Genomic DNA, 24,545 nt, shown 5'->3' with positions numbered 1-24,545 from the left:
GCCCTCAGAACTGGAGGTGCGAGGACGACCCCGGCATGTCGTCGTCATCGTCGTCCTGAATGCCGCCCTCGTGGGCGAACTCGAGTTCGTCGTCCGTCAGGTAGACCACGCCGTCCTCGACGGCAATGTCGACGTCCACGAGGTCGGTGCCGGCGGCCTCGCCGTTGTCGCAGTGGCCCGTGCAGGCGTCGTACATGGAGCCGTGGCGCGGGCAGATGATCTCGTCCTCGCGGATGGCGGCGCCCATCCCGCGGTCGAGGCGCTGGTCGGGTTCGTGCAGGCAGAAGTTCTTCCACGCCACGACGCCGTCCGCGAGGCGCACGAGAATCACCTCCTCCTCTTTGCCGTTCCACTCGCGCGCCGTGAACAACCACGACCCCTGCTCGGGGACGTCCGCCACGGCGACGAGCTCCGTCGCGTCCTCCATGCCCGGTGGTGGCGTGACCCGCCACCTTGAGTTTAGCCGTTCTGGCGGACGACGTGCCGAACCCACACCTCGTGAGTGGGCGTCGCCGTGTGTCCGGCGAAGTGGATGGTGCTGGTCACACTCCGGGGGGCGACGGCAACCAATTCGGCGAACGACACCTCCGGTTCGGAGACGACGTTCCCGTCGCTGTCGACGCGCGTCGTCACCCGCAGGGTGATGACCGCTGACCCGTCAGGGCCGCTGCCGTACCCGCCGCCGTATCTACCGTCGACTCGCTCGTCGACGTGGTCGTAGACGGCGTGTGTGGCGATCCCCGCGCCTTCGCCGCGCGCCCAGTCGTCGAACGACTCGTACCCGTACTCCAGGACCCCGTCACCGGACGAGATCGCCGAGTAGCGTACGGTGTCGTTCGACTCGACGTACACGTACTTCGAGTCCGTAATCGTCTCCTCGACCGTTATCGGGTCGGCTTCGCCGCGAACAATCCGCCGTCGGTCGCGGGCCGTCGTCGTGCTATCGGTGCTGGTGGCGGTCATCGTTTCGCTCGAGGTTTCTGGTGTCGAACTCGTGGAGGGCAGCGTTTCGTCGGGGTCGCCGCTGCTGGCCGGAACGTTGGTACAACCGGCGGTCGCGACCGAACCGCCGAGGGCGACGGCCGCATTGCGGAGGAACTGACGTCTGGAGGACATCACACAAAAAATGAAAGCCGAATCACAAATGCCTTCGGGGGTATGCGGCCTACTCGAAGCGCTCGACGGCTTCGGCGTAGCGCTCGCTGGGTTCGCCCCAGTCGACGACCTCGAAGAAGTTGCTGACGAAGTCGCCGCGGTCGGGACCGTAGTCGTAGTAGTAGGAGTGCTCCCAGACGTCGAGCGCCAGCAGGGGATGGCTGCCCCAGAGCGCGCCCTGGTCGTGCTTGTCCACGACGACGTTCCGGAGCTGCTCGGAGTGGCTGTCGTAGACGAGCAGCGCCCAGCCGCCCGCGGCCGAGGCGGCGGCCTCGAACTCGCCCTTCCAGGCCTCGTAGGAGCCGAAGTCCGCTTCGATGCGGTCGCGGAGGTCGCCCGACGGCTCGTCGCCGCCTTCCGGACTCATGTTCTGCCAGAAGAGGGAGTGGAGAACGTGGCCGGAGCCGTTGTGCGTGACGTCGCGGATAGCGCCCGCGGAGGAGCCGAAGTCGCCGGCTTCGCGGTTCTCGGCGAGCGTCTCCTCGGCGGCGTTCCAGCCGTTCACGTAGCCCTGGTGGTGGGTGTCGTGATGCCACGTGAGCACCTGCTCGGAGACGTGCGGTTCGAGTGCGTCGTAGTCGTAGGGAAGCGGCGGCAGTTCGTAGTCAGACATCGCACTCGGATGGAGACGCGCCGCCCCCTTGGTGGTTTCCGGAAACGCGTTTCACTTGGAACGTTGACACGCTACGAGGGGCAGGGCTGGGAGTACAGTTCCACGCGCTCGGTGGGGTCGGGCGCGCCGAGACGCACCGGCTCTTCGACGTAGTAGACCGAGACGTTCACCAGGTCGGACTCGTGGCTGGCGTCCCAGCGCGCACACAGGTAGTCCGCGAAGCCGCGCTCGAGGGTATCGCCGTTGCCGCGCCACACGTTTGCGATGTACTTCCGCCACCGCGCGGTGGGGTAGGTGGCGGCGACGTCCGGCGGTTTCGTCCACCTGACGGCGCCGCCGTGGAACGCGTCGACCTGCGCTCCGGACGCCAGTCGACCGGGCGCGCGCACCCACCCGTCGACGCTCAGCGGTTCGGGCGCGAACATGTTCCACCGATAGTCCGGACGCTCGTTTCCTGGTTCCGGGTTGACCGAGTCCGGAATCGTCACGAAGCCCAGGGACGCGGCGTTCCACGCCAGCGCGACGACGAGCAGACACGCGAGCGCCGCCGGAACCACGGTCCCCGCCCATTGGTAGAGTTGCTCTGGCAGCGAGTGGTCTGCGAACGCGGGGAGCGCGTCAGCGAGGTCGTCGAGGAGCGCGACCGACGGCACGGACACCCAGTCCCAGACAACTGGCGGGAGGAAGGGGACGAGCGCGACCATCGAGATGAGCGGGAACAGGCCGAGTTGCATCGTGAGCAGCATGCCGAGGTGGACGCTCGCGAACAGGCCCGCCAACACCGCCCGACGCCACCCCGTCACTACCAGCAACAGCGGCGAACACACCAGTAACACCAGCCACACGTGGCTGGCCACTTCGAGAACCGCCGGATACTGCGCCAGGGCGTCCCCCAGGAACACGGTGAACTGGTCGAGGGCGAACACCACCCGCACCGCGTCACCCGACAGCCAGGCGTCCCCGCGGAGTTTCAACACCGCGTTGACCACGTACACCAACACCACCTGGACCAACAGCGCCGCAGACGCCACGCTCGTAACCCGGGGCGCCAGCGCCGTCCAATGGTCTGCTGGGCCTCCGCTCTGTCCGGCCACCTCACCCTCCTTCGAGGATGTTCTATCTGCTTGCGTCGCGGCGCTCGCCCCGGACGGCGTTGACTGTTCGTTCGCGGCCTGGCGGTGCCGAGCGTCGACGCTCCATCGCGTGCCCAGCGGCAGGAACACGCTCCAGAAGAGGAGTTGGCGGAACAGTGAGTCCCCACCGTTGAGTACGACCGGATTCCGGGCGTGGAGGGACACGAGCAGGACCAGCGAGACGACAGTGGCCAGCGTCGTTCGATACCCTATCAGGAGCGCGAGCGCGGCGACGCCTGCCACCGCGAACAGCACGACTTGAAACCACGCTGCGCCCGATAGGGCGTGCAGGGAGAACGCTGCAAACGTCGGATACTGTTCGGCCAGCACCGCCCGCGGCAGCACTCCCTGGTCCGTATAAAACGCCTTGAGGTGCCGCGCCCGCAAGAGCAGGTCCGCGAGCAACAGCGCGCCCACGCCGACACGGAACGCCGCCAGCGCCCGCGCGTCGACGCTCACGCGGCGAGCCACTGCTGTTTGGATCTGCGACCCGAGAGCGCGAGCGCTCATCGTGTGCGCGTTCGCCCGTCTGGGTTAACAGCGTGCCGGTTGCCTGACCTCTCGAGTCTTCTCGACTTCCGCACCAGTCAGGGGTCCTCCCTTGGTCGGCGGGTGTAGGACAACATTACCTCCTGTAACACTATGTTACTCAACCACAAGACTTACCCCCAGTTGAGGTAAGCCTCGCCATGGAGCGCCGCCAGTTTCTGGCCCGCTGTGCGGGAGTAGGCGGAGCCTTACTGGGGCGAGACGTCCTCGAATTTCTGCGGCAGAACGTCGGCGTCACGACCGACTACACGGCACGCGGAAAGCCGCGCTTACCGCGTGCGACGGGTGTGACGGGACGGGTGACGGGCGTGGAGAAAACGACCGCGAACGTCGCCGTGACCGGACGCGCACCTCACAGCCGGGTTCGTGTCGCCGTAGTCCGTCGAACCTACCCGGACCGAGAACCCGTGAGTGTGGGCGTCAGCGACCGGGCGCTGAGAGTCGACGCTGGCGCTTCGGAGACGATTCGCGTCCGAATCCCCCGGAACGACCCTCCGTCGGGCGCGTGGTTCTACGAGGTGCGCGTCGAACCCGAAGCGGACACCGACCGCCCGGCGTACCTCTGTGAGTCGCGACCGTACCGGTGGACAGGAACGTCGAGCGCCGACCCGGAACCCGCTGACCGCGTCGTCGCAGCGCCCGGGCCGGCCACCGAGAACCACTTCGAGCGACGCCTCGACGACAACGAGTACGCCCTCGCGTATTGCTGGCAGGGCTCCAGGGGGGCAGAGTGGTCGGTCCCGTATCGCGTCCGCCGGTCCACCTACGAGGCCGCCGTGGCCGGCGAGCGCGGGTACGTGAAAACGTACGAGGAGTCGCTCTCGAGCCCGGTTGTCCGGGGTCTCGTCGACGCCCTCGCGGACGCCCGCCGGACGTCGCAGCCAGCACAGGCCGGAACCGACGCGAGCGAATCGCCGGTACTCGGCGACCTCGACGCTCGCCGGCGGTTCGTCGAACTGGTGCGGTTCGTCCAGCACGTCGATTACGCCCGCGACGCCGCGACCCTCGACACGTACGACTACAACAGGACCGTTCCGGAGACGCTCGTGGCCGGCGTCGGCGACTGCAAGGACCTCACGCACCTGCTCGCCGGCCTCCTGTCGACGGCCTTCGACTGCGAGACCGCGCTCTTGTTCCAGTCGGGCCACCTCCTCCTCGGGGTCGCCGCCGCCGACGTGCCGGCGCTTCCCTACGAACCGGACTCCGTGGTGCTGGGCGGCCGAGAACTCGTCCCCATCGACCCCTCTCTGGACGACCGGATCGGCCACCGCACCGACGAACCCTTCGTCGCGGCATACGGCGGCGGTGAGTGGTTCTACCACGATGTCGGGGCGTTGGGGCGTGGCGTCGGCGACGTGGCCAGAGACTGGCTGAAACTGGCGACGCCGTTCGCGTAGCCGCCCCGCGCCGGACTGGGCTACCAGTAGCGCGGTCACCGGCGCACACAGTCGAGTGCCGTGTCGGTTCTCACCGGCGGGCCGAGTAGTCCGCAGCTCCCAGTGGCTTCGTGACTGTGACGTTACGCCATCGTCGCGTATCGCTACCAGTTCCGGGTCGGATGGGTCGAACACGCGACGAACTTTTCCAGCGGTGACACGAACGCGGGTCGTGGACACCGACCGTCGAGTGGGGTGGGGGAACGCGACAGCGCCGGCCAGCGTCGACCATGAGTGAGCGTCGCTTCGACGAGTTGCGGTCGACGCTGCTGGTTCCCGAGGAGAACCCACTCGTCCGGTGGTTCCTCCTGACCGGCCGCCGGTTCTCCGTGATGGTCGCGTTGATGGTGCTCGTGTTCGTGGTGCTGATCGGCCTCTCGTTCGTCCTACCCGTCGAGATGCGCCGCCTCCTCACCGAGACGTCGACCGGCATCACGCTGTTCAGTTCGCTGCTCAGCGGCGCGATTCTGCTCGTCTCCATCGTCGTCTCCATCAACTCCGTCGTGCTGTCCCAGGAGATGACGGACCTCGAGGACCAGGAACAGCGCATCACCGCATCCCTGGACTACCACCGGCGTATCGAAGGGTTCATCCAGGCGGACATCACGCCGGCGCGGCCCGCGGACTTCCTGCAGGCGGTCATGTACGCCGTCGCCACGCAGGTCTACGACCTCGAAGTGATCGCCCAGGACAGCGACAACGAGGCGTTCCGCGCGGAAGTCGAGGAGTTCGCCGACTACGTCGCTAGAGACCTGCGGCAGTCCCGGAGCACGCTCGGCACCGCGAAATTCGGGACGTTCAAGGTGCTCCTGGCCGGCCTGAACTACAACTACTCTGGCCAACTCCAGGCCGCCCGGAGCCTCAAGAACAAACACGAGGGGACCCTAAGCGACGAGGCCGAGGCACAGGTGGACGAGATCATCGACACCATCAAATCCATGGGCACCGGCCGCGAGTACTTCAAATCCCTCTACTACAAGCGGGAACTCGCGCACCTCTCGACGCGACTGCTGTACGTCTCGCTGCCCGTCATCGTCTTCACGTCCTACGTGATGCTCGCCCTCGACGCGGCGCTGTTCCCCGACGTCTCCTTTTTCGGCGTGTCGCCGCTCCTCATCTCGGTCACGTTCGCGTACACGGTCGCGCTCGCACCCTACCTCCTGTTGACCGCGTACATCATCCGGGCGTCCGCCGTCACGCTCCGCACGCTCGCCGCCGGTCCGTTCATCCTCCAGAAGGGCGACAGTATCGGCTCGCTCGACTGGACGGACGCCGAACAGTCCCACGACTGGGAACTGCTAGAGCAGATGGACGACGAGTGACCGCCCGGGACCGCGCTCGAAGCACGCCGATACATCCGGAGAGCGCAGGCGAATGAGCCACCGCAGACGTCAGCCCACGCAGACTCCCCCTCAACTCAGGTCGAGCGGGCCCACCGAGAGCGTCTGCTTCGCGATGGTCGCGAGTCGCAGGATGTACGAGACGAACAGGAGGAACGGCAACGTCGAGACGGCGAACGCGGCGCTCACGAACCAGAGCATCGTCTCGACGCCGAGCACCGTCCCGGTGAACGTCGTCGCGTCGACGAAGACCACCACGCCGCCGGCCACCGTGAGCGCGACCACGGTGGCGTACAGGATGGCCCGCGAGAGTTTCACCAGCGCCCACTGGATGTAGAGGTTCTTCACGTACTCGCGCGCCGGGCCGTACATCGTCAGCGCCTCCAGAAGGTCGCGGAACGCCGCCCGCTCCTCGCTCGACAGTTCGCTCTCGTGGTTCATTCCGAGTCGCCGGAGGTCGTGCATCTTCACGTCGTAGTTGTAGTCGAGCGCGGCGGCGAGCACGTCGTACGTCCCGAAGTCGCTTCCCGACAGGTGGGCGCGGGCGTGCTCGGCGTTCTCGGAGAGGTCTCCGACGTACTCGTCCACGCGTTCGCGGAGTGTGTCGTTCTCGTGCCCGGCGAGGGTCTCCCGGAGGGCGACTGCGCGCTGCTCGGTCGTTCCGATGAGCGCACTCAGGTACGCCGCGGGGTCGGCGGGCGACACTTCGCCGAGCAGGTCGTCCGTGTTCTGCCGGAAATCCATCGTCGTGTCCATCCTGCTGCGCTGGGTGCCGAGCGACCCGATTTCCTGGGAGAGCACGAGTTGGTTGATGGAGACCACGAGCGTGGTGACGGTGATGATGGCGCCGACGAGACTGCTGAACACCGTCTCGACCATGTCGCTGGTCTGCATCGTCTGGTTCAGCGGCACCGGCTTCGACACCCCCCAGAGCACGAACGCCGCGAACACGAGGAGGGCGAGGCCGCCGGCGACGACCCACCGGTTGGCGGACACGAGCACCCAGAACCAGTACGCGTCGACGTCCGTTCGCTCGCGCAGCGTGTTCGCCGTGCTGACGTCACCCTCGGCGACTGAGTCCTCCGAGTCGGGCCGGTCACTTCCAGTCGACCGGTCCCCCGAGTCCGAGCCGTCACTCATCGCCAACCGGTCGCTTGAACAACAGTAGTTTCGTACCGCCACGGTCGTAGCTCACCGTGCCCGCGAACTCCCAACCCTGCGCACCCAGTCGGTTCATCTCCTCGGTCGGGTCGACGGTCTCCCGCTTGGTCAGTCCCTTCGGCGGCTCTAGCGTCTGGTACTCCCATTTCTGTGCCATTTTCGCTCGTCTGGTGAGTACGACACGCAGGAAAATGGCTCTGCTGGGCGTTCAGCGGTGTTCCGGGCGCTTCGCGCTAGGCACTGGGACTTCCATAATTCCGTATTGTAGAATAGAGTTTACGATGATATGGCGGGAACAACACCAGTAACAGCTTAGTTTGGTTGTCCAGACCAGACAATCTACTTAGCGAAACACTTACCTGGTAAACACGAAACCACAGAATAGGGATATCCCCGCGCATCTCACGAGCGAACCCCCAGCGCGGGCGATGCAGACCCACGCTGACGATGACCGACCAGATCAACTGGAGCCGACAGACGCTCCCCGAACTCGAGGCGACGTACTGGGACACCATCGCGCCCGCGCTCCGCGAGGCCGGCCACGACCCCCACGAGCGCCCCACCTACGAGACGCTCGTGGACCTCGGGTTCTCGGGCATCGCGTACGCGCTCCGCGAACACCACGACACTACGCTCGGCGACTTTTTCGACGGCATCGACCTCGAGAGCCAGCGCGGGTTCGCGTGGGACATCGGCCACGAACCCACGGTGTCGGCCCTCGAAACCTACGTGGACGTGCGCCGACGCCGGCGGATGGCCGACTCGACGGCTGACACGGTGCGGTCGCGACTCGCTCGCTACGCGCGCACGTACGCGGAGGTTCACGACACCACGGACTTGGTCGGTCCCGTCGAGGACGAGGCCGACCGCCTCGACGGCCGCCGCCGCGCGCTCGCCGTCTTCGACGTACTGAACGACGAACTGTCGACGGACGCCTCGAAACTCAAATACCTCGGCGACGTCCGCCGGTGGTACGAGTGGCTGGTGGACTCCGGCCGCGCGGCGTACAACCCCCTGCGGCGCGCCGAGAAGGAGTTCGACTGGGAACGCAGCGAACCCGACAACGCCGCGCTCGACGCCGCGGACGTCCGGACCCTCCACGAGACGGCGTCGACGCCCGAACAGGTCCTCCTCGTCGTGGGGCTCGCCGGGTGGGGACTGCGCCCGAACGAACTCGCCGCGCTCCACGCCTCGCAACTCGAACTCTCCCCCGAGGAGGGCGCGCCGTACCTCGAATTCGAGGAGCGAAAGAACGGCCCCGGGACGGTGTCACTTCTGTTCGGCGTCGACGCCCTGGAGCGCCGCATCGACGAACTTGCAGTGGACGACTGGGGTGGCTACCTGTTCCCGTCGGCGCGCTCCGCGAGCGGACATCTGGTCACGGAGACGGTCGCGAACCGCTTCGAGTCTCTCGCCCGCGAGGCCGAGGTGCGCGTCGACGGTGCGGTGCCGACGCCGAAGATGGGCCGGCGGTTCTGGTACGCGACGTACGCGACGGCGCAGGCCGAGGTCCTGGAGAACCTCTCGGCGGTCGCCGAGGAGCAGGGCAGTTCGAGCGCGCGCGTCGTTCACCGGAACTATCTCTCGGAGGACCGACGCCGAGAACTCCGCCGGAAGCACATGCGTTCGGCGCTCAGCGACGCGTTCGGCGGAATGTAAACTCTATACGAATATATCCACCTGATTGCCGTGTAGCGACCACGATTTGACGTTATCGGTCGGCGCTGTCCCGTCGAGGAACCGCTGGTGACGGTCGGGAACGAACTCAGCGGGATGACGACTGTCTCCTGGGGTTGGGGCGTCCGGAAGTAGCGTTCTGTGCCCGCGCTGGTCCGCACATTCACTGCCGCGCCCCGCGACGAACCGATTGCCAACATTGTTAACAATGTGTGACAATCTGTCGGCAATGACCGACCAAATCCGCGTGCTACACGTCGACGACGAGTCGGGTTTCGCGGAGATGGCGGCGGAGTTCCTCGAGCGCGAGGACGACCGCATCGAGGTGCTCACCGCGACCAGTGCGGCGGCAGGCCACGAAGTGCTCCGTGAGCGAGACGTCGACTGCGTCGTTAGTGACTACGATATGCCCGGGACGAACGGCATCGCGTTCCTCGAGGCGGTCCGCGAGGACCACCCGGAACTCCCCTTCGTGCTGTTCACAGGGAAGGGCTCAGAGGAGGTCGCCAGCGAGGCCATCTCCGCGGGCGCGACGGACTACCTCCAGAAGGAAGGCGGCACCGACCAGTACACGATTCTCGCCAACCGCGTGTCGAACTACGTCGACACCGCGGACGCCAAGACCCAGCGCCAGCGCCAACTCGACGCCATCGAGGCCGCCGAGGAGGGAATCAGCATCCTCGACTCGGACGAGTGTTTCATCTACCTGAACGAGGCGTACGCTGATCTCTACGGCTACGATATCGACGAACTGGTCGGTGAACACTGGCGAAAGCTGTACCCCGACGACGAGATTCCTCGCGTCACCGACGAGATACTGCCCGCGCTCCACGACCGGGGAAAGTGGCGCGGGAAGACCACCGGCCTGCGCAAGGACGGCACCACGTTCGTCGAGGACCACACGCTCGCGACGACCGACCGGGAGGAACTCGTCTGCACGGTCCGGGACGCCACCGACCGGAACGAACGCGGGCACGCGCTCGCCGCGCTCCACGAGGCCGCGACCGACCTCGAGGCGGCGGACTGCGCCGAGGAGGTGTACGACATCCTGGTCGACGCCGCCGAGCGCATCCTCGACTTCGACCTGGTCGCGGTCGACATCCTCCACGACGACGTACTGGTCCAGGAGGCGTGGTCGCTCGACCTCGACACGGAGGGATACTACCAGGAGACGCCGCTCGAGGAGGACACGTTCGCTACGCGCGCGTTCCACCAGCAGGAGACCATTCTGGTCGAGGACCTCGCGGCGTACGACATCACGCCCGCGGACCCCGAGTACCGGTCGGCGCTGACCGTGCCCATCGCCGCCATCGGCTCGTTCCAGACTGTCTCCCGGGAGGAAGCGGCCTTCGACGACGTCGACCGCGAACTCGCGGAACTCCTCGTGGGGCACGGCCGAGAGGCGCTCACTCGCCTGGAGACCGAGCAGGAACTCCGCGAGCGAACCCAGGAGCTAGAGCGCCAGAACGAGCGCCTAGAGGAGTTCGCTGGCATCGTCAGCCACGACCTGCGGACGCCGCTCAGCGTCGCGGAGGGGCGTCTCGAACTCGCCCGCCAGGAGGGCGGCGACGAACACTTCGAGGAGGTGTCGGGCGCGCTCGACCGGATGTCGACGATCATCGACGAGACGCTCACGCTCGCCCGCCAGGGCCAACTCGTCACCGAACGCCAGCGCGTGTCGATTCCGTCACTCGCCCGCCGCTGCTGGTCCCGCGTGGCGGCCGACGACGCGGAACTCGAGGTCACGGACGACGGGGTCGTGTCGGCGGACCCCGAGCGTCTGAAGCGAGTGTTCGAGAATCTCTTCCGGAATGCGGCAGAGCACGGCGGCGACACGGTCCGTGTCGGGGTCACGTCCGATGGGTTCTTCGTGGCGGACGACGGCCCCGGGATTCCCCCGGAGGAACGCGAACGGGTCTTCGAACGCGGGTTCACCACGAGCGAGGACGGGACGGGGTTCGGACTCTCTATCGTCTCCGAGATCGCGGACGCACACGGCTGGGACGTCGAGGTCTCGGAGAGCGAGTCCGGGGGTGCGTGCTTCGACGTCACGGGCGTCGAAACAGGGGAGTCCGCGGACGGCGAACTTGCCGAGTTCGTGGATAGCGAGCCCGCCGAGTGACCTGGGATTGACCGTCGACGCGCGGACGGTTCTGGGAATGGAGCGTCCCGAACCTTGTGTTTGGACAACACTTGTTCCGAGTTCTCCGAAGGTATTTACCGAAAGATGGGATTACGGAGGGGTATGGCACCAGGCATCGAGGCCGGCGTGTTATCGCTCGTTCCAGCGCTACTCGCTATCAGTCTTGCCTGGCGAACCCGAGACGCGCTCATCGGGTTGTTCATCGGAGTGGTGGCTGCTGGCGTGGTGTACGGTGCGCTGAACCCCTCGTACGTCGGTGTTCCGGCGGACCTCGTGTCCGTGGGACCACAGCTCGCGGAGGTGTACCCGCAGGCCGAAGACGGCAGTCCGTGGACGGTCAGCCTCGGCGGCGTCCTTCTCGGCGCGCTGTTCGGCCTGAAGGCGGTCCCCGAGATAATCGCGACGGCGCCGCTGTTCGGCTCGTGGTACGTCGAGAACGTGTTGCTCGCGCTGTTCGCTATCGGAGGCATGATCGGTCTGATGATCCGGTCGGGCGCGATTCAGGGCGTCCTCGAGGCGCTCGCAGCGCGCGTCGAGAACACCGCTGACGCGGAGAAGGCGGCGTTCCTCGCGGGCATCGCCATCCACATCGACGACTACTTCAACTGTCTGGTGGTCGGCTCGATGATGCGTCCGCTGACCGACACGTACAACGTGTCGCGCGCGAAACTCGCGTACTACGTCGACTCCGCGGGGTCGCCGGCGGCGCGCCTCGCGTTCTACTCGACGTGGGGGGCGGCGATGGTTGGGTTCATCGGCGCCGGCCTGGAGCAGGCCGCGAGCCAGGGGACACTTCCTCCCAGTATGGGTGAGTTCGTGAACAACGGCTCTGCGGTGACCGGGGCGGTGTGGCCGCTGTTCTTCAACACGCTGTTCACGGGATTCTACTCGTGGTTCGCGCTCGGCATCGCGGCGCTCGTGGCGTGGCAGGTCGTTCCGAACGTCTTCGAGATGGGCGAGGAAGAAGAGCGCGCACACGCCGGCGACGGCGTCGTCGGCCCGGACGACGACCCGATGATCTCCGAGGAGATGGACGAGTACGAGATGTACGAGGGCGCGACCCCGGACTGGCGGAACTTCGCGGTCCCCATCGCGACGATGATCATCGTCGGTCTCGGCGCGATGTTCTGGCGGTCGAGCCCCGTGCTGTACGTCGAGGGCGCGACCGGCACGACGCTCCTCCAGGTGTTCGGCTGGCAACTCGTCACACCGCCCGCGGGGCCGCTGTCGTTCAACATCGGCGGCGTCCAGCTTGGCGTCGCGTCGTTCGCCGCGTTCGCGCTGGCGTTCGTCATGTACCGCGCGCAGGGCAACATCCCCTCGAACGACGACGCGACGAGCGCCGCACTCGTCGGCTTCAAGGGTATTCTGCTCGCGGCCATCATCCTGATGTTCGCGAGTTCCATCCAGAACGCGGTGACGGTGCTCGGCATCGCGACGTTCATCACCACGACGTTCGGCGGGATTCCCGCGTTCGTCGTGCCGGTGACGGTGTTCCTCGTGACGAGTTTCGTCAGTTTCTCCGACGGGTCGTCGTGGTCGACGTACGGTATCATGTTCCCAGTCGCCATTCCGCTGGCGTTCGCGACGGGGGCGAACCTGCCGCTGGTGCTCGGCGCGGTGTTCAGCGGCGGCATCTTCGGTGACCACACGTCCCCCATCAGCGACACCACGGTGCTCGCGTCCTCGACGTCCGGCAGTGACCACATGGTCCACGTTCGGACCCAGATCCCGTACGCGCTCGCGAGCGCTGCGCTCGCCGCGTTCCTCTTCCTCGTGTTGGGGATTGTCGTGCCGGAAGGATTCCAGATAGTTCCGTACTGAAAGCGGCCGATTTTTCGCTCGGAATTCGGGCAAATCGGCGAGTTGTCTGCCGATTCTGGTGTGGGAGTAACGACAGGTTCGTGAACCATCAGCTACCGTTACTTGCGAACGCCGTTCGTATCGTTGTCACTAACAAAGCATTCCGGAGCAGACACGTACTCTATGGCAGAACCAAACGAGGCTGGTGAGCCAACGGAGAAGGTGGAGAACAGTGAGGAGACGAACTGGACGACGTCGCGGCGGAGCGTTCTCGCGGGCATCGGTGGTGCGGGCGTCGCGTTCGGCCTCTCCGGCATGCTCAACACGCAGGAGACAGCGGAGTATCGGCTGGACGGACGCGTATCGGCGTGGATTGGACGGTCGCCGGAGGCGATCTCCGGACAGGAGAACCCGACACTCGACCTGCAGGCGGGCACCGAGTACGAACTCACGTGGGAGAACGTCGACGGGCAGCCCCACAACTTCGTCATCCGGAGTGAGAGCGGGAACACGCTCGTGCGCTCGGAGATCATCAGCGAGCAGGGCGCGACACAGACGGTGACGTTCACGGCGACGCCGGAGATGGCGACGTATCTGTGTGAGGTCCACCCGACGACGATGGTGGGTGACGTGGCGGTGAGCGGATCGATGCAGACGACCCAGCAGCCACAGACCGAGCAGCCGCCGGCGGGCGGCGGATTCTTCGACCAGGGCACCGAGGTCGGCACGCAGATGGTCGCGACGGGCATGACGGCTCCCACGGACTTCGCGTACCCGGAGGATGGGAGCGGGCGGCAGTTCGTCACCGACCAGACCGGGCAGGTGTGGATCATCACGGATGACGGCCGGATGGAGGAGCCGTTCATCAACATCCAGGAACGGATGGTGGAACTCGGACAGTTCTACGGGCTGTACGCGAGTCCGGACCAGGCCTACGACGAACGTGGCCTGCTCGGTCTCGCGTTCCACCCGAACTTCGCGGAGAACCGCAAGTTCTACCTCCACTACTCGGCGCCGCCGACCCAGGAGCTCATCGACATCAACTGGGACCACATCGAGGTGCTCTCGGAGTTCACGGCCAACGAGGACATGACGAGTGCGGACCCCGAGAGCGAGCGCAAACTCCTCAGCATCCCGTCGCCCCAGTACAACCACGACGCGGGGCCGATGGCGTTCGGGCCGGACGGCTACCTCTACTACCCGATGGGGGACGGTGGCGGCGCGAACGACGACTTCTACGGGCACGCGCCCGACTGGTACGAGACGAACAACGGTGGCAACGCCCAGGACCTCGTGACGAACATGATGGGGGACATCATGCGCATCGACGTCGACAGCCAGGAGGGCGAGAAGCCCTACGGCATCCCGGACGACAACCCGTTCGTCGACGTGGAAGGCGTCTACGACGAGATCTACGCGTACGGGTTCCGGAACCCGTTCGGCATCTCCTTCGACAGCGAGGGCAACCTGTTCCAGGCCGACGCCGGCCAGAACCTCTGGGAGGAGGCCAACGTGGTCGAGAAGGGTGGCAACTACGGCTGGAACGTCAAGGAGGGGACGCACTGCTTCAGCACCGCGAACCCGAGTGACCCGGAGGCCATCACGGAGTGTCCGGACACCGCGCCGAGTGACGCGCCGTACAACGGCGCGGAGCTCAAGGACCCCATCGTGGAGTACCCGCACGTCTACCAGGGGAACCGCGTCGGCGTGGTCATCGTCGGCGGACACCGCTACGAGCAGTCCACCATCTCCGGCCTCCAGGGCAAGTACATCTTCGGGGAGTACAACGGCAACCCCGCCGGGCAGGCGCCGGGCGGGCGCGTGCTCGCGGCGACGCCCCCGGAGAATATCGGTCAAGGCGGCGACGGCGGCGGCACCCAGACCACAGAGGCGCCGGGCAACGAGACGGCGGGGAACGAGACGAGCATGGAGACGACGGCCGATGGTGGAACGACGATGGGCAACGAGACCACCATGGGCAACGAGACGACGACCATGGAGACCACGGACGCTGGTGGGAACCAGACCACCGACGGCGTGCCGCCGGAGGGCCCGGAGGTCGTTCCGCGGGACGAACTCTGGCAGATGGAGGAACTCGTGTTCGCGGGCGACTTCCAGTGGTACGTCCGGATGTTCGGGAGGGGACGCGATGGCGAGATCTACGTCCTCGTCAGCAAGAGCGGCGTGCCCGAGGGCAACTCGGGATCCGTTCTGAAACTCGTGCCGCCGGAGCAAGACGAGTCCGGCGGAGCGGCCGGCACCACGGAGGCTCCCGGCAACGAGACGACGGGTAACGAGACCACCATGGGCAACGAGACGGTGACCGGTAACGACACGGTGACCGGCAAGGGAACGACGGAGAACGGCGCGACCAACGACACCGCCGGAAACGAGACCCTGAACGGCAACGACTCCGAGAACGGCAACAGCGGCGGGGGCGTCGCGACCGGGATGGAGACGCCCGGGTTCGGCGTGCTCACGTCCGCGGCCGCGGCCCTCGGCACCGGCGCGATGCTGCTCAACCGGGGTAGCGACGACGACGAGGAGTGACACCGCGACGAGTAGCAGCGCCGCGACGACTGCCGGCACGCACCCGCTGAGTTGGGTGCGTGCCGAACCGAACGCCACTCAGTGACAACCACCACATGACTGCCCACGGACCCGACGACGGCACGACCGGAGAGCAGACGTCGGTCTGGCTCGACACCACGCCGGAGACCGACTACGGCTCGCTGTCCCAGGACGTCACGGTCGACACCGCTGTCGTCGGCGGCGGCATCGTCGGCGTGACGACAGCGTTCGAACTCGCCGAGGCCGGGCAGTCGGTGGCGCTCGTCGAACGCGACCACGTTCTCACGGGCGTGACGGGCCACACCACCGCGAAACTCACGGCCCAGCACGGCCTCGTCTACCGCTACCTCCTCGACGAGTTCGGGCGGCGGCGCGCCCGCCAGTACGCGACGGCGAACCAGACCGCCATCGACGACGTGGAAGCCCGGGTCGAGGACCTGGGCATCGACTGTGATTTCGAGCGGACGGCGGCGTACACGTACACCGAATCCGCCGACGACCGAGAGCAGTACCGCTCGGAGGCCGACGCTGCGAGCGCGCTCGGCCTTCCGGCGTCGTACACGGAGTCACTGCCCGAGGAACTCGACGCCGCAGGCGCCGTCCAGTTCGACGACCAGGCCCGGTTCCACCCCCGGAAGTACCTGCTCGCGCTCGCGGACGAGGTAGACGATGGCGACAGCCACGTCTTCGAGCGAACGACCGCCGTCGACGTGGAGGACGGCGACCCGTGTCGCGTCACCACCGACCGCGGAACGGTGATGGCCGACGACGTCGTGCTGGCGACGCACTTCCCGATTCACGACCGCGCGCTGTACTTCGCGCGGATGCACCCGAAGCGCTCGTACGTGCTCGCAGTAGAACTCGAGAACGACCCACCGGACGGGCTGTACTACCGGCCCGGCGACCCCTACTTCTCCGTTCGGCCGGTGTCGACCGCCGAGCGGACGGTGCTCGTGGGCGGACAGAACCACCGCACGGGGACCGGCGGGAGCACCGAGGCGCGGTACCGGCGACTCGAGCGGAGCGCACGGGACGCGTTCGACGTGGCGTCGATTCGCTACCGGTGGTCGACCCAGGATCAGGTGTCAGTCGACCGCGTCCCGTTCGTCGGCTTGCACGCGCCGTTCGCCGATCACGTCTACGTCGCGACCGGGTTCGGCGGGTGGGGGATGACGAACGGCACCGCTGCCGGGCGGGTGCTTTCGGACCTCGTGTTGGAGGGGGAGTCGCCGTGGCAGGAGGTGTACCGCCCAACCCGGTTCGAGGCGACTGCGTCGACGCGCGCGCTACTCAGCCACGGAGCGGCGACTGCGAAGCACCTCGTCGGCGACCGGTTCGAGCACCAATCGAAGGAGGACGTGCGTGCGTTGGGGCGCGGCGACGCCGGTATGTTCGAGGTGGAGGGCGACCGAGTTGCGGTCTACCGCGACGACGACGGCGAGGTACACGCGGTGTCCGCGGTCTGCACGCACATGGGGTGTCTCGTCCACTGGAACGACGCCCATCGGACCTGGGACTGTCCGTGTCACGGCTCCCGGTTCGACCACGACGGGAGCGTCATCGACACGCCCGCCGTGGACGGACTCGAGGAGTACGACGGTGCGCTGTCGGCCCTCGAGTCGACCGACCGGACGTGAGCGTGGCCACGAAGGGGAACACCGGCCGTTAGTCGTACACGTCTTCGACCGAGTCTCGCGTGCTCAGCCACGTTCCGAGGGTGGCTCCGTAGATGGCGTGCCCGACGTGGAAGACGAGCGCGCTGTCGCCTTCGAGTTCGTCGTCGAGTACGCGTTCGAAGAGGACGCGAGAGCCGAAGACCGAGAGGAGGAGCCCGTACGCGACCCCGGTGCTGACGCCGACGACTCCTCGTCGGGAGGGGAATCGCTCGGCGACGACGGCGAACAGCGCGCCGAACACGCCGCCGGCGCCCGCCCCGTAGGCGGCGTGTAACAGGAGCCCTCGAAGGGGGTAGGAGTCGGCGTCCTCGTCGCCGAGGTACGTCGCCCAGAACTCCGACGTCGGCGGCAGAGCGTGGAAGACGGGCAGTCGGTAGACCGTCATGACGGCGGTGGCGACGAGTCCACCGACGACGCCGTGATACACCGACCAGAGCATCGCCGACCGTGACGGGTACCACGAACGCGGACTGACGGTTCGAACTATTCGCTGGAGACTACTCGTGCGTGTCATGCTGACGACTGTTCGTGCGTGTCATGGTGCTGTCCGCGTGTGACGTTCTGGTGGTTCCGCGGTGAACGCGGAGCCCGCTGTTCTAGAGCAACAGCGAGATTACCGCGAGCACCAGGAAGATGAGCACGAGAATGCGCGCGATCTCCATGCTCATGCCGGCGATGCCGCGCGCGCCGAGCAGCGCGGCGAGTATCGCGAGTACGAAGAACACGATGGCGTAGTAGAGGAAGTCCCCGGAGAACACCTGCAGCGGTGTCAGGGACGACAGTACGAACGCGGCGCCGGAACGGGTTGGGGCGAGCGATGGTATCATGGGCGTGGTGGCGGATCGACGAACGTCTCGCACTACGATTGTAAGTCGTCGGTTACCGGCCGCATCGCCGTCGATGTCGGTGACGTCTGGCTGTCGGTGTCCGGGGCCACCGAGTTCGGGCGCTGACTTCGCGGTGTCTCGGCAGTGATTCCTGCCGACCCAACCAGTAATACTGATTGGACAGTACATTTGGTATTTCTGCTCGGCATTACTATCCGATAATACTGGGGCCGGGTGGCTCCACGTCAGTCGAGTCCCCGAGGCCGAAGTCGGCTCTTGACCTCCGGGGAACTCCGCGTGGATTGTCCTGCGTTTAGGAGTGTTTTTGTCGCGGTGTTCGGTATCTACACGCATGGACTTCGGACTGACCGACGAGCAGAAAGCTATCCGGGACGAGGTGCGCCGGTTCGGCGAGAACGAAATCGTGCCCGTGGCGACCGAGTACGACGAGGCAGAGAAGTATCCCTACGACGTCATGGAGAAGGCCGCGGAGGCCGGCCTGCTGGGGCCGAGTATCCCTCTCGAGTACGGCGGCGCGGGCTACTCCCCGGTGGAGACGGCCATCATCGTCGAGGAACTGTTCGCGGCTGACCCCGGCATCGGGCTCTGTATCTCCAGCGCCGGGTTCGGCGCGGAAGCCATCATCGCGTTCGGCACCGACGACCAGAAGGAGCGCTGGCTCCCCCAGATCGCGTCCGGCGAGGCCATCATGGGCTCGGCCATCAGCGAACCCGACGTCGGCTCCGACGTCTCCAGCGTCTCCACGAGCGCCGAGAAGGACGGTGACGAGTGGGTCATCAACGGCAACAAGATGTGGATCACGAACGGCTCCGTGGGTGACTTCTACGTCGTGCTCTGCCAGACCGACCCCGAGGCCAGCGGCCGGTACAACGGCTTCAGTCAGATCGTCGTGGAGTCCGACCGCGACGGCTTCGAGGCGGACAAGATCACGGGGAAACTCGGAATCCGAGCGTCTGACACCGCGGAACTCATCTTCGACGACGTGCGCGTCCCCGAGGAGAACCTCGTCGGCACCCGCGGCGGCGGGTTCCTCCAGCAGATGCAGTTCTTCGACGAGACGCGCACGATGGTCGCCGCCCAGGGCGTCGGCATCGCCCGCGGCGCGGCCGAGCGCGCCCTCGAGTACGCCCAGGAGCGCGAGCAGTTCGACCGCCCCATCTCGGAGTTCCAGGCAATCGAGCACAAGCTAGCAGAGATGCACACGCAGACCGAGGCCGCGCGCACGCTCACCCAGAAGTCCGCGTGGAGCGTCGAACACGAGGACGGACAGCTGACGGCGCTCGCGTCGATGGCCAAGGAGTTCGCGTCCCGAATCGCCGTCGAGGTGGCCGACGAGGCCGTCCAGATCCACGGCGGCGCGGGCTACGTCAACGACTTCGACGTCGAGCGGTTCTACCGCGACGCGAAGATCACCCAGATCTACGAGGGGACCACGGAGATCCAGAAGAACATCATCGCCCGCGAACTGCTGGAGTAGCGCGCCCGCCGCCCTTTCCGTCCACTCGATTCTGGTAGTCCGACTCGACTCATCACGGCTTCGGAATCGACACAGCTCACAGGCCTTCGGGACCGACGCGACCCACAGACCGTTACGAACCTACGCCCGTAACGACATGGGCGTCAGATCTCCTCGACTCGGTTGTCCACGCAGTCGACGGCCGCGGCGTCCTCCGGCAGGAGCGCGACGACCAGGAACTCCGCGTGCTCGGCCACGTACTCCACGAGCGCGGCGACGCGCTCGCTGTCGATGGCCTCCAGAGAGTCGAGGAGCACGAACGGCACGGTCTCGTGGAGGTTGTGGACGAGGTAGCCAGCGAGCGCGAAGATGAGGCCGGTGACCTCGCGTTCGCTCTCGGAGAGGTGGTCGACCGAGTCCTCGTAGGCCGCGCCGTCGCTCGCGCGCACGACGTGCAGGTCGAAGTCGCTCCGCTCGACGGTTTCCCGGCCCTCGCGGACGGTCGTCGTCGTGCGCTCGATCCAGATGCGCTCGATGTTGTCGTACGCTAGCAAGTCGAGGACGGTCTCCATGTGATCGTTGAACGCTTCGACGGCGTTCTCCTCGACGCGGTCCACGCGCTCCCGGAGCGACGTCAGTTCGGCGACGACCTCCGCCCGGCGTTCCTCGAGGTCCTCGCGCTCGGCGAGCCGCTCGGTCAGCTCCGCGACCGTCTCCCGGGCGTCCGCGAGGTCGGATTCGACGCGCTCGAGTTCGACCTCAAGTTCGTTCACGCGCTTCGCGGTCTCGAGTGCCGTCCCGGCCTCGTCGTCTGCCTCCGTCGCCGCCTCGAGGTCGGCGACGGTCGTCTCCAGTTCCTCGCGCTCGTCCTCGAGGTCGGCGACGCGGGCCTCGCGCTCCTCGATCTCGTCCTCTACGTCCTCGATCGAGGCCGTCACCTCCTCGTAGCGCTCCCGGGTCGCTTCGGCCTCGCGGCGCCGCTCGGTGAGCGCCTCGAGTTCGTCGGCGACGTCGCTCTTCCGGGAGAGCTTTTGCTCTCTGAGCTCCGTGAGCTGGTCGACGGTCTCCTCGATGCGTGACGTCGCCACGGTCGTCCCGCACGTCCAGCAGACGCGCTCCTCGCTGTCCGCGACGAGCGCGTCGGTGACCGTGCCACCGTCCGAACGATGGTCCTCCCCGGACGCCTGCTGTCCGTCCGCGAGCGCTCCGCCGACCGCACTCGCGTCCTCGAGCATCTCCTCGTTGAACCGGATAATTCCCTGGAGGTCGTTCACGGTTGACTCCAGTTCCTCGCGCTCCCCGCGGAGGTCGTCGATCCGGTCGTCGAGCGCGTCCACGTCGGTGTCGCCCTCGGGGAGCGAGTCGCGCTCGGCTTCGAGGTCAGCGCGCTGGTCGCGCAGCGACTCCAGGCTCTCCCGCTCCGTTCGCAGTCGGAAGCGGAGGTCCTCGAGGTCCGCGCGTGCCTCCTTCAGTTCCTCGAGCGCGGGCGACTCCCCGGCGTCGTCGGCGTCGTCGAGGTCCTCGCGCGCGTCGGCGAGGCGTTCGCGGACGTCAGCGCGCTCGCTCTCGAGTTCGTCGACGCGTTGCTCACGGTTCGCCTGCCGGGACGCGACGTCCTCGAGGTCCGCGAGCGTCGAATCTATCTCCCGCTTCTCGTCTTCCAGGCGCTCTATCTCGGCGTGGAGGCTGGCCGTGTCGACGGGTCGCACGATGATCTCGCGGAGGTCGTCGCCGTGCTCGACGGCGCGCCGCGCCTCGTTCGACTCCAGCAGGAACGCAAACAGGTCCGCGAGATCCGGGTCGTCGAGCACGCCGTCGCCGCCGAACACCACGTCGCCGTCGACCCGAGTGAGTGTCCGCTCGTAGCGCTCGCCGTGGAGGTCGAGTTCGACGCGTCCCTCCTCGGCGTCGCCCTTCAGGCTCGCGTTCCGGCTCCCGAGGGCCGCCATCACGGACTGCAGGAACGACGTGCGGTTCGTCGCGTTTCGACCCTCCAGCACGTTCACGCCCGGTTCGAGGGCGACGGTCGCCTCCTCGATGCCGCCGACGTTCCTCGCGTGGAGGCGTGCCCCGGGCTGTCGGTCCGCGGACTCGTCCATACACCCCGGGAGTTCGTGCTGGCCTATAGTTCTTCGTCTCCCGACCGGATCACGTCACGACTGCGTGCTCCGGCGGTCAGACTCGCAGTCACAGCCACCGCGTTCCAGCAACTCGACGGCCTCGTAGTCCGCGCCGCAGTCCTGGCAGAGCACGCGGACGTTCACGAGCACGTCGAACTCCCCGACGTCGATGCGCTCGGTCGACGCGGAACGCTCGACGGCGTCGGCCGTCACGGACCCCGTTCGTGCCTGGAGTCGCCGGAGCGTCTCCACGTCGCTCTCGATCTGGTCTGCGGCGTCGCTCTCGCGCTCCGCGCCGCGGTACCGCCGGAGGTACGTGTGGACGGCCTGGTGGGAGACGAAGTCCCCGAGTAGCGAGTCGACGTCGACGCCGTCACGCGACAATTCGAGGCGCTTCTGGGTGCGCGCGCCCTCGCTGACGTCGTCGTCGGTGAGCACCTCGTAGGTGGTCGTAACGTCCTGCTCGACGGGGTTGTGGCCGGCGTTCGCGAGCGCGACCCTGAGGAGTTGGCGGTTGAACTCGTCGGCGAGCGTGCGGAGACTCGCGCGTTCCTCGCCCGCGCCGGTCCAGCGACGCTCCAGGTGTGCCCCCATCTCCTGGAGGTCGTACGTGACGATGAGGCGACCGACCTTGCACCGGGTCTCGTCGGGGGTGTCAGCGTCGGTCATCGACAGTGTGTTGTCGGCGACTCTCAAAAACGACCCGGGTCACGATTCGTCGACGACGATCTGGCCGTCACTGAACACGGTGACGTCCCGGTCGCTGTACGAGAACGAGATCGACCCGCTGCCTCGCTGCGTGCCGTCGTGGCGCGGGGCGAACAGGGCGTTCAGCGCGTCGGTGTCGATGGTCTTGTCGAGGCTCTCCAGGTCGGTCGGGCGGCAGTTCCGAGCGCGCGCGACGGCCTCGACGATGGTGGTGCTCGGTGTCACGTCGCCCGACCAGTCGACTCGGTCGATGTGTTCGACTGTGGAGTAGTGATCGTTGTCTTTCATTTCTGGTCAACGATGACCCGTGTTCCGGTAGAGGAGCACCAGGTACCGATGGGTAGGCCGTTGTACCACTAAAATGTTTACCAGCACACCGGGAATAATGTTGGTAACATTACCTTATTAGGCCGGGAGCGTGCTCGGTTCGGCGGTGCGACCGCAGTCGGCTGTCACCCCGTCAGCGGACGGAGGCAGTGACGTCCGAGCGGAGCCACGCGTCGTCGTTTTCGGGGTCCGAGATGACGACGCCGTCGTCCGACGTCTCCAGGCGGAGCGGGACGGTAGGTGTCGACTGTTCCACGGTTGGCAGAGGTTACGAGGGCGAACGCGTAAATAGACCGTGATACGCACTGAGGTGGTTCGCTGACCCCGGCGCGAGCGGTGTCGGTCCGGTTCTCGTGGCGTACAGACCGCATAACAATCTCCCGTGGACGAGGAGTGTGAGTGTGTCGAAGGAGTCCGCTCGAAACCGCGTGACGCGGCGTGACGCCCTGCGGTGGCTCGCGACGGGAGTCGCCGCGTCGGTTGCCGGCTGTGGCACGCCCGACTCGGACGCGACGCAGACGAGTCCGGGGACGAACGGTCCAGCGACCGGCGCGCCGACGACCGGTGACGCGGCCACGGCGAGTCCGGCGAACGACCTCGACAGGTCCGCGTTCTCCACGGTCGTCGACTTCGGGGAACTGGACGCGTCGGATGGAACGCGCTCTATCGTGCCGATTCTGGAGGAGAAGGTGACCGACGACAGCCTCGTCCGTCTCCCGCCTGGCCGATACCTGATGACCGGTCCCTGGAACGTGAGCGACGTCGATAACGTCGCCGTGGTCGGGGACGACGCCACTATCGTGGTGCCGCCGGGGTTCAGCGACAACCTCTTTTCGCCCGGCCCTGGGAACACGTCGGGGTTCCGCCTGGAGGGGCTGACCTTCGATTTCACCCACCGGAACACGGGCGGACGCGTACTCCACGCGAAAGTCGACGACGGCCTCGTCGTGCGCGACATCTCAGTCCGGGGCACGCTCGACGTCGTGGACAACATCATGCGGGTCGACGTCACCGACCCTGACGGCTCCGCGCTCGTCGAACGCCTCCACCTCCCGGACGGCGCGGTGGCTGGCACGGGTGCCAGCGGCGTGCTCGTCGGCGGGTCGAACCGCGGCGACATTCGCTTTGCGGACTGCCGGATACAGGGGTTCCCCGACAACGCGCTGTACGCGTCCCCCGACGAGGGAACCATCGAGGTGTTCGGCGGCGTGTACATGAACAGCGGCATCTCGAACGTGCGCATCCGTGGCGACAGCCACGTCCGCGGCGTACACGTCCGGTGTGACCGCGCGCCCGAGGGCTTCCCGAACATGCGCGGCATTCGTCTGCGCGGCGGGTCGAACGTGCTAGTAGAGGACTGTACCGTCGAGATGCTGGACGTCACGTACAGCGACGGCGCGATCACGGTCTCCTCGCAGACGGAGGGCGCCACCATCCGGAACACCCACGTTCGCACCGACGCCGACCGCGTTACTGGCCTCCGCGCGAAACCACTCGTCAGGAAGTCGAACCCCGACGCAGTTCTCGACGTGGAGAACGTCACGTTCACCGGCACCGCACGCGATGGGGCCGCCGTCCAGGTGACCGAACGCGACAGCGTCACCATCCACAACGTCTGCATCCAGGAGAGTGGCGAGAGTCGGAACGGGATCGGCCTCTTGGACGCCAGCGACGTCCGCATCGCAGACTCCTACGTCGACGTGCCGGGCGTCCCGATCCACGCCGTGGACTCCGCGTACATCACGTCGAACGTCGAGACATCGAATTCCGGCGACCTCCCAGGGTACTGTCAGGGGTGATAGCCGGCGTCGCGGCGCTGTTCGGTTGCA

General features: G+C 66.7%; 21 protein-coding genes. 9 read left to right on the top strand and 12 right to left on the bottom strand.

All coding sequences use genetic code 11. The features are described from left to right. Window positions 1–4: 4 nt before the first annotated feature. From LT970_RS13680 to LT970_RS13665, 4 genes are all read right to left on the bottom strand, one after another. Window positions 5–427, bottom strand: coding sequence for a Rieske (2Fe-2S) protein (locus tag LT970_RS13680; protein ID WP_232688746.1), 423 nt, complete (start codon window positions 425–427; stop codon window positions 5–7). A 32-nt stretch (window positions 428–459) separates the two neighbouring features. After that, on the bottom strand, window positions 460–1,116 hold the full coding sequence (locus LT970_RS13675) for a hypothetical protein (protein ID WP_232688745.1): 657 nt from the start codon (window positions 1,114–1,116) through the stop codon (window positions 460–462). Between the two features lie 49 nt (window positions 1,117–1,165). After that, the gene (gene sod / locus LT970_RS13670) at window positions 1,166–1,768 is read right to left on the bottom strand and encodes a superoxide dismutase [Mn] (protein ID WP_232688744.1); all 603 of its coding nucleotides are present in this window, start codon (window positions 1,766–1,768) and stop codon (window positions 1,166–1,168) included. Between the two features lie 71 nt (window positions 1,769–1,839). Then, entirely contained in the window at window positions 1,840–3,411 is a 1,572-nt protein-coding gene (locus LT970_RS13665; RefSeq protein ID WP_232688743.1) for an HTTM domain-containing protein, read from the bottom strand. Between the two features lie 452 nt (window positions 3,412–3,863). On the opposite strand from LT970_RS13665, the gene LT970_RS13660 reads away from it, so the two are divergent. Together LT970_RS13660 and LT970_RS13655 are read left to right on the top strand one after the other, a co-directional pair. Continuing rightward, window positions 3,864–4,847, top strand: coding sequence for a hypothetical protein (locus LT970_RS13660; RefSeq protein ID WP_232688742.1), 984 nt, complete (start codon window positions 3,864–3,866; stop codon window positions 4,845–4,847). Window positions 4,848–5,116: 269 nt separating this feature from the next. Next, window positions 5,117–6,208, top strand: coding sequence for a DUF7972 family membrane protein (locus LT970_RS13655; RefSeq protein WP_232688741.1), 1,092 nt, complete (start codon window positions 5,117–5,119; stop codon window positions 6,206–6,208). A 90-nt stretch (window positions 6,209–6,298) separates the two neighbouring features. Here the strand turns inward: LT970_RS13655 and LT970_RS13650 are convergent, their stop codons facing one another. Both LT970_RS13650 and LT970_RS13645 read right to left on the bottom strand, forming a co-directional pair. Further along, on the bottom strand, window positions 6,299–7,366 hold the full coding sequence (locus LT970_RS13650) for a DUF7972 family membrane protein (RefSeq protein ID WP_232688740.1): 1,068 nt from the start codon (window positions 7,364–7,366) through the stop codon (window positions 6,299–6,301). After that, complete coding sequence (locus LT970_RS13645; RefSeq protein WP_232688739.1) at window positions 7,359–7,544, bottom strand: DUF4177 domain-containing protein; 186 nt, start codon at window positions 7,542–7,544, stop codon at window positions 7,359–7,361. Before LT970_RS13645 ends, LT970_RS13650 begins: the two co-directional genes overlap by 8 nt. A gap of 302 nt (window positions 7,545–7,846) precedes the next feature. Here LT970_RS13645 and LT970_RS13640 point away from each other — a divergent pair, with 302 nt between their 5' ends. The 5 genes from LT970_RS13640 (at window position 7,847) to LT970_RS13620 (ending at window position 17,218) form a co-directional block, all read left to right on the top strand. Further along, window positions 7,847–9,046 carry a site-specific integrase gene (locus tag LT970_RS13640; RefSeq protein ID WP_432419619.1) on the top strand — a complete coding sequence of 400 codons (1,200 nt, stop codon included), beginning with the start codon at window positions 7,847–7,849 and terminating at the stop codon, window positions 9,044–9,046. Between the two features lie 247 nt (window positions 9,047–9,293). After that, complete coding sequence (locus tag LT970_RS13635; RefSeq protein ID WP_232688737.1) at window positions 9,294–11,186, top strand: hybrid sensor histidine kinase/response regulator; 1,893 nt, start codon at window positions 9,294–9,296, stop codon at window positions 11,184–11,186. Window positions 11,187–11,309: 123 nt separating this feature from the next. Further along, on the top strand, window positions 11,310–13,031 hold the full coding sequence (locus tag LT970_RS13630; RefSeq protein WP_232688736.1) for a Na+/H+ antiporter NhaC family protein: 1,722 nt from the start codon (window positions 11,310–11,312) through the stop codon (window positions 13,029–13,031). Window positions 13,032–13,193: 162 nt separating this feature from the next. After that, a complete protein-coding gene (locus LT970_RS13625; protein ID WP_232688735.1) occupies window positions 13,194–15,560 on the top strand; it encodes a PQQ-dependent sugar dehydrogenase in 2,367 nt (788 codons plus the stop codon). 95 nt (window positions 15,561–15,655) lie between these two features. Beyond that, on the top strand, window positions 15,656–17,218 hold the full coding sequence (locus LT970_RS13620; RefSeq protein WP_232688734.1) for an FAD-dependent oxidoreductase: 1,563 nt from the start codon (window positions 15,656–15,658) through the stop codon (window positions 17,216–17,218). A gap of 28 nt (window positions 17,219–17,246) precedes the next feature. Here LT970_RS13620 and LT970_RS13615 read toward each other — a convergent pair whose 3' ends face one another. Next, complete coding sequence (locus LT970_RS13615) at window positions 17,247–17,696, bottom strand: DUF6789 family protein (RefSeq protein ID WP_232688733.1); 450 nt, start codon at window positions 17,694–17,696, stop codon at window positions 17,247–17,249. Window positions 17,697–17,853: 157 nt separating this feature from the next. After that, entirely contained in the window at window positions 17,854–18,084 is a 231-nt protein-coding gene (locus LT970_RS13610) for a DUF1328 domain-containing protein (RefSeq protein ID WP_232688732.1), read from the bottom strand. A gap of 352 nt (window positions 18,085–18,436) precedes the next feature. Here LT970_RS13610 and LT970_RS13605 point away from each other — a divergent pair, with 352 nt between their 5' ends. Then, on the top strand, window positions 18,437–19,582 hold the full coding sequence (locus LT970_RS13605; protein ID WP_232688731.1) for an acyl-CoA dehydrogenase family protein: 1,146 nt from the start codon (window positions 18,437–18,439) through the stop codon (window positions 19,580–19,582). A 143-nt stretch (window positions 19,583–19,725) separates the two neighbouring features. Here LT970_RS13605 and LT970_RS13600 read toward each other — a convergent pair whose 3' ends face one another. The 4 genes from LT970_RS13600 to LT970_RS14645 all read right to left on the bottom strand — a co-directional run bounded on the left by LT970_RS13600 (window position 19,726) and on the right by LT970_RS14645 (window position 22,972). Beyond that, entirely contained in the window at window positions 19,726–21,660 is a 1,935-nt protein-coding gene (locus LT970_RS13600; protein WP_232688730.1) for an archaea-specific SMC-related protein, read from the bottom strand. 54 nt (window positions 21,661–21,714) lie between these two features. Then, window positions 21,715–22,350: a rod-determining factor RdfA gene (rdfA, locus tag LT970_RS13595; protein WP_232688729.1), complete on the bottom strand. Its 636-nt coding sequence runs from the start codon at window positions 22,348–22,350 to the stop codon at window positions 21,715–21,717. 39 nt (window positions 22,351–22,389) lie between these two features. After that, a complete protein-coding gene (gene ddfA / locus LT970_RS13590) occupies window positions 22,390–22,677 on the bottom strand; it encodes a DdfA family disk-determining factor (RefSeq protein ID WP_232688728.1) in 288 nt (95 codons plus the stop codon). 172 nt (window positions 22,678–22,849) lie between these two features. Then, entirely contained in the window at window positions 22,850–22,972 is a 123-nt protein-coding gene (locus LT970_RS14645; protein WP_269785481.1) for a DUF7331 family protein, read from the bottom strand. A 139-nt stretch (window positions 22,973–23,111) separates the two neighbouring features. Here LT970_RS14645 and LT970_RS13585 point away from each other — a divergent pair, with 139 nt between their 5' ends. Further along, entirely contained in the window at window positions 23,112–24,515 is a 1,404-nt protein-coding gene (locus LT970_RS13585; RefSeq protein ID WP_232688727.1) for a right-handed parallel beta-helix repeat-containing protein, read from the top strand. The last annotated feature ends 30 nt before the right edge of the window (window positions 24,516–24,545 follow it).

It is taken from the genome of Halobacterium zhouii (genome assembly GCF_021249405.1).
Classification (GTDB): Archaea; Halobacteriota; Halobacteria; order Halobacteriales; family Halobacteriaceae; genus Halobacterium; species Halobacterium zhouii.
The sequence above is the reverse complement of the archived record's forward strand: the minus strand, read 5'-3'. Positions and strand labels throughout refer to the sequence as shown.